Origin of the sequence: Azoarcus taiwanensis (genome assembly GCF_012910885.1) — a bacterium.
In the GTDB taxonomy this organism is placed as follows: Bacteria; Pseudomonadota; Gammaproteobacteria; order Burkholderiales; family Rhodocyclaceae; genus Azoarcus_F; species Azoarcus_F taiwanensis.
In genome coordinates this window covers 1-5,295 of sequence record NZ_WTVM01000200.1, presented here as the reverse complement: position 1 = coordinate 5,295, position 5,295 = coordinate 1, and the positions used below count along the sequence as shown (strand labels likewise).

Annotated in this window: 5 protein-coding genes; all 5 read right to left on the bottom strand. The window is 57.9% G+C overall.

What is annotated here, in order from left to right; genetic code table 11:
• Positions 1-115: 115 nt before the first annotated feature.
• The 5 genes from GPA21_RS19200 to GPA21_RS19180 all read right to left on the bottom strand — a co-directional run bounded on the left by GPA21_RS19200 (position 116) and on the right by GPA21_RS19180 (position 5,112).
• Entirely contained in the window at positions 116-643 is a 528-nt protein-coding gene (locus GPA21_RS19200) for a tyrosine-type recombinase/integrase (RefSeq protein ID WP_246262061.1), read from the bottom strand.
• 43 nt (positions 644-686) lie between these two features.
• Positions 687-857 carry a hypothetical protein gene (locus tag GPA21_RS19195; protein WP_168989682.1) on the bottom strand — a complete coding sequence of 57 codons (171 nt, stop codon included), beginning with the start codon at positions 855-857 and terminating at the stop codon, positions 687-689.
• Positions 858-1,043: 186 nt separating this feature from the next.
• A complete protein-coding gene (locus GPA21_RS19190) occupies positions 1,044-1,265 on the bottom strand; it encodes a hypothetical protein (protein WP_168989685.1) in 222 nt (73 codons plus the stop codon).
• Between the two features lie 62 nt (positions 1,266-1,327).
• Positions 1,328-2,503, bottom strand: coding sequence for an RNA-binding domain-containing protein (locus GPA21_RS19185; RefSeq protein WP_168989684.1), 1,176 nt, complete (start codon positions 2,501-2,503; stop codon positions 1,328-1,330).
• A complete protein-coding gene (locus tag GPA21_RS19180) occupies positions 2,485-5,112 on the bottom strand; it encodes a TrlF family AAA-like ATPase (protein WP_246262060.1) in 2,628 nt (875 codons plus the stop codon). Before GPA21_RS19180 ends, GPA21_RS19185 begins: the two co-directional genes overlap by 19 nt.
• Between the last annotated feature and the right edge of the window lie 183 nt (positions 5,113-5,295).

Here is a 5,295-nt window from a genome sequence, read left to right as displayed (position 1 = left end):
ACCCTCGGGTCCAGGACAGCTTCCACATCGAACACCACTGATTCCCTTTCCATCTCTGACTCCTTCAAGTCGATGGGTGGGGAAAATTCGATTACCACAGGTGGGGATTATTGGATTACCGCTGACAATAGACCTGCTTCACGATGTCGCGAATGTGCACCGCGGTGGCCGGGGCGCCCCGCCCTTTCACCTTGCCGCACAAGGCGCGCAAGTCGTCGGCGGTGATTTCGTTGAGCAGGCGGTTCTGGAAGGCCGGCAGGATGTCCCGATCGACGATGCTCTTGCGCATCGCTCGCGTGCTGTCGGCCATCCGGGCACCGGCCATCCACTGGGCGGTCATGTCGCCGAAGTTCTTGGCGGCGGTCAGGCGGCGCTTCTCGCGCTGCTTCTCATGCGCCGGGGACTTGCCCTGGGCGACGGCCTTCTTGGCGTCCAGCAGCTTTTCGCGGGCCATCGCGAGCGAAATGCCGGACGGCCCATACCGTCCAATGGTCAGCGTCTCGCGCCGGCCGTTGAGACGGTAATCGTAGCGGAAGGTGACGGTACCGGTGGTTGATACCGTTACGTACATGCCGTCGCGGTCGGAAGCCTTGTAAATCTTGGACTTAGGCTTGAGATTGCGTAGTGCGGTGTCGGTAAGCATCAAGGTTTTTCCTCCTGTTCATGACGGCTTTTACCGTCAGGGGTCAGGAGACCTGCTGATGCTCGGAAAGCCGCATGAAACAAGCTTTCCTGAGGAGTGATTTACCGTCAAAGACCGGTTTGGTCTGGATAGTAAACGGGAGGGTCTTAATCCGGCCTCCGGTTTCTACCGTCACCTCTACCGCCAATCCGTTTTGCTGGTCGGCGATAGCCACCGATAGCTGTCGTGACGTATTTCTTTCTAAATCAACACGTTACGCCAGTTTTTCGATAGGTCACGATAGTCCCCGAAAGACCTGATTTCACTCCCACTCAATTATAAATAGTGGTATAAATTCTTTAATTTACAAAGACTTAAAAACACAAATCGTAGCAATGCCACGAAAAATACCATATCCAGCTTAACCAGCTGAAAATGGCTTGCTCTGCCGGCGCTCGCGCTCCTGGTCCGCGATCTCGCCCGGCTGCAATGTCAGCTCGGCATCGCTCATGCGCTTCAGCACGTCGCGCAGTCTCACCGTGCAGGCTATGGGCGGCGGCTCGAACTCGTAGCCGGCGGCGATCATTTCAGCCGCGACTTCCTCGGTGATGAAGAACGGTTCGTTTTCTTCATACGGTTTCATGCTGACACCATAGCGACGCTCTAAAAACCAGAAGACTATTCATCTCCCGCCCAGCCGATCAGTCAAGAACTTCCGGCCGACTCCAGCATACTCGGACGCGCCACGATAGCCTTGAACAGATTGCCGACACGATCATCGATAAGTTCGATCTGCGGCCATGCCCGCAGTGAGCGTAGCAGGCCGCTACCCAATCCGCGATAAGGCAGGAGCTTGGCAGCAAAGGACGCCAGGATGGGATTGCGCATATTGGAGTTGCCGGCCTTGATGTTCTCGATAGTCAGGTTGTTGGGCAGGTGGCCTGGGCTGATGATCTCGACACGATCCGCGAAGACCAGTACGCGAATCGGCGCGCTGACGAAGTAGTCGCGGTGGATAAGTGCGTTGGCGACCAACTCTTCCCAGACGATGCGCGGAATCTCAGGCTGGCCCTGGGTGTTGAAGCCCTGCTCGCCCTGTACGGCTCGGGTGTTGGCAACGATAAAGCCCAGCGTCTGCTGGAACACATCAGCCAGCTTGCCGGTGATGTCGCGGCTGTCGATATAGCGTTCGTCCTCGATCTCGGTGCCGACAAAAGCAACGGACTTGACGATGAAGGCGGGTAGCGCGTAGTGCGGTGATTTGGCAAATAGCAGACCGCCTGCCACGTTGAGCTGCCCTTGGTTCATCAGGTTCATGTTGGCCAGCAATTGCGGCAGCGGCTGGTTATGCTGGGCGAGCGGCTCACCGAATTGCTGCTCGAAGAAGGTTTCGAAATAGGGCATGTCCACATCGCCCGCGCTCAAGCCCGCTACGGGCGTTTCGTCAGCATGCACCAAGCCCGCTTGCTGGAATAGGCGCTGCAATTCCTCGCGCGAGGTGGCACGGCGCTTGTCCGAACCGTTCTTCACCCAAATTGCGCCGTTCTTGTCCATGTAGGGCTTGTTGACGCCTTCAGCGATGGAGAGCACCAGCACCGTGCCTGCCGGGTGGGGCACGTTTTCCGTGAGCGGGTTCACGGCGGGGCGCACGACCTGCGAGGCCACGTTGGCGATGAGCATATTGAGACGAGCAACGTCGGCACCGGATAGACCGCGCACAGAACCGTCGTCGTTCACCCCAATGAAGATGCGACCACCAGCGGTGTTGCTGAAGGCAACGATCTCTGCTGCCAAGGCGTCGGCATTGTTGATGTCCGTCTTGAATTGCTGCCGACTGTCTTCGCCCCGGCTGAGCAAGTCGATCAGCTCTGTGGTTTCCATAGGTTGTAGACCTCTTTGCGACGGTTGAAGGCTTCCTGGCCTCCTTCCATGATGTTGATGATGGCGTCCTGCACCGGACGGGCGTCGATGCTGCCGCTTCGCGTGGCGACCTTCTCGTCCTGGTATTGGCAGGCGTGCACCTGTTCCGCGTCACCCAGCACCGGGAAGTTGGCGTTGTGAGTGGCGAAGATGAATTGGGCGTGAGTCTTCATTTTCCGTAGCAGCTTGATCACATCGTCGTAAATGGTCTGGTTGTCCAGATCGTCTTCCGGTTGGTCAATGATGATCACGTCGTTCTGGCGTTGACTGAGCACGTACAGCAACAGCGCCGAAGCGCGCTGCCCGAGAGAGTGGTGCTTCAACTCTTTGCCGCGATAGCGGATGACGAAGCGGTTGGGCACCTGCCAGGTGACGAAATCGGTCAGGTTCTGCATGAAGGTCTTTTCGAAGACCTCGGGGGTGCTGCCGGCCTTCGCCAAGGCTCCCGGCAGGGCACGCAGGAGGCCGCCGAAATCGGCATAGTCCTCCATCACTGCGCGCAGCGTGGTTTCGCGAATGCTGCTGCCCTTGAAGAGCTGCTGCATGAAGCTGATGGCGGCTTCCTTGTCGCCCTTGAAGTCCGCTTCGATCTGCAGGGCGGTGTGGCCAGCGTTCACACGGTCCAGCTCTACCTTGATGGTGTTGAACTCGCGCAGCCATAGTTCATTGAGTTTGTCGATCTCGGCAAACAGCGCATCGCGGATGCTGGTCTGCTGTGATTCCTGCTTGGCCAGCGCCTCCAGCATTTGCTCCGCCTTGGTTTTGCGCTGCTGCTGGGCCAGGAAGTCGTCCGGCTGAATGGCTGTCATGCCGGTTTGCTTGAGTTCCTGAGCTAGTTGACGCTCGACTTGTGCGAACTCCTCCTGAAGGCTCTTGCTTGCACCTTCAAACTCGCTCTGCTTGGTCTTGAGGCGCCCCGCAATGGCTCGCGCGTCTTGCTCGATCTGCTTGAGCTGATCGACCTTGGCCACGAGGTTGGAGAACTCGACGTAGTAGGCTGCGAAGAAATCCGGGTTCTGCTTGGACACGTAACTCGTCGCGTTGCGCAACTCGTCCTCATGTTCGGCAATCAATTGCCCTAAGGCGAGGAGGAAGCTGTTTGCCCGCTCCTTCATGCGTGCTAGCGCAGTAGCGTCCTGCTGGAATCCGAGGCGCTTTTGGAGCTTGTCGGCGACGCCGTGCTCCGCGAACTTGGTCAGACGGAAGTTGGCATCATTTAGTTGGGTCTCGAAGTCGCGCTTGAGTTCGGCCGTGTTGCTGAGCTTGAGCCAGCGCTGAGCAGCGTCGCGCACGCGCTGGCGTTGACCCTCGATTTCGTCACGCAGCACACGCAGCTTCTCGCCAACCAGCTTTTCCACCAGATCGGTCTCGAAGCCTTCGCCGGTGCTGGAAAGATCCTTCTGGCCGAAGTAGATCGGACGGCGCAGTACGGTCTCCCGGATCGACACGCCGGGTTGCAACTTGCCGCCTAAATAGACATTTGGAGCTTCGCGGAAGATGCGCGAGATGGTGAATTCCTGTCCGTACACGTCGCAGGCCGTCAACGTCACCTTGCCGCCACTGCCGAGGGTATGGCGGATCAACTCATCCTTGTACTTGGTGTCCTGCGCCTTCTCGCCGCGTGGAATGTCGAGGGCGTAGCGCACTGCCTCCAGGATGGATGATTTGCCGCTGCCCCGGATGCCGATCAGCGTGTTGAGTTCGGAAGAGAAATGCAACACCTGACCGTCGAGAATGCCGCCGTCGAAGCGGATGCTGCGGATGTGCGACGCCTGATGTTTTGGCGGCTCCATGGCTACCCGCCCAGCCGGATCGCTCAAGGCAAACTTGACCGCCTCGAAGGACAGTTCGCCCAGCTTCAGGTAGCTGGCTTTGCCTCGACCGATTTCATCGACACTCTTGGGGTCGCTGCCTTCCAGTTCGGCGGGGTACCAGCTCTGTAGCCAGCTTTGAATCTTGGTGCGGCAGGGTTTGTCTTTGCCTGCGCCGTCGTGCGTGCGTACCTTCTGAAAAGCCAGCGTTCTGCGTCGGAAGAACTCGTTCTGCCCCAACTCAGTCAGCCGGCCGCCATCCAGCTCCGCCCACAGGCCACTCGGGGCTTCAACATGGGCGAAGACAAGGAAGAAGTCCCGGTGATAGCCTTCCAGCTTCTTGATGGTCTCCAAAAGCGACCATGAAGTACGCCCGTTCTCCTGCTCATACTGCGCGGGAGTTTTGCCTTCGAATGCGCTGGTCAGGAAGGGGTTGATGTAATTGTGTTCATCGATCCATTCGTCGGAGAACACAACAAGCGTGTGGATGCCATTAGCCCCATCATTGACCGACAACTCGACGCCTGGCAGCAGCGCAATACCCTTCTTCTGGGCCGTCTTGCGCAGTGCTTTGAATTCTTCGAAATCGAACTTGTTGTGGTTGGTGATGACGCCCAATCGGATGCCCGCTTTCTCCAACGCATCCACATAGTTGCTGTTGTAGAAGTTGTCATCGCCCGTGAACTTGAACTCACGGTCCGCTCGGGTGTGCAGATGAAAGTCAGCGCGGACCCACAGCGCTCCTTCTGCAAAGACCATAGATCGAGCCTCTGGCTGCTTCGGTCGCAGATTTTCCATCATGGTTCATCCTTATAGGGCGCCTCGAAAAACCTCGGCACCTCTGTGATTGGTAAAATTGGATTGTCCTGATTTCGTTCTCTGCCGCCAGCCATGAAGAAACGCACCGCCATCCAGACCGACCTGTTCGCCGACGAGCATCAC

Coding starts and splice junctions, on each gene's coding strand:
- GPA21_RS19200 (WP_246262061.1), bottom strand. CDS start 643: ATGCTTACCGACACCGCACTACGCAATCTCAAGCCTAAGTCCAAGATT.
- GPA21_RS19190 (WP_168989685.1), bottom strand. CDS start 1,265: ATGAAACCGTATGAAGAAAACGAACCGTTCTTCATCACCGAGGAAGTC.
- GPA21_RS19185 (WP_168989684.1), bottom strand. CDS start 2,503: ATGGAAACCACAGAGCTGATCGACTTGCTCAGCCGGGGCGAAGACAGT.
- GPA21_RS19180 (WP_246262060.1), bottom strand. CDS start 5,112: ATGGTCTTTGCAGAAGGAGCGCTGTGGGTCCGCGCTGACTTTCATCTG.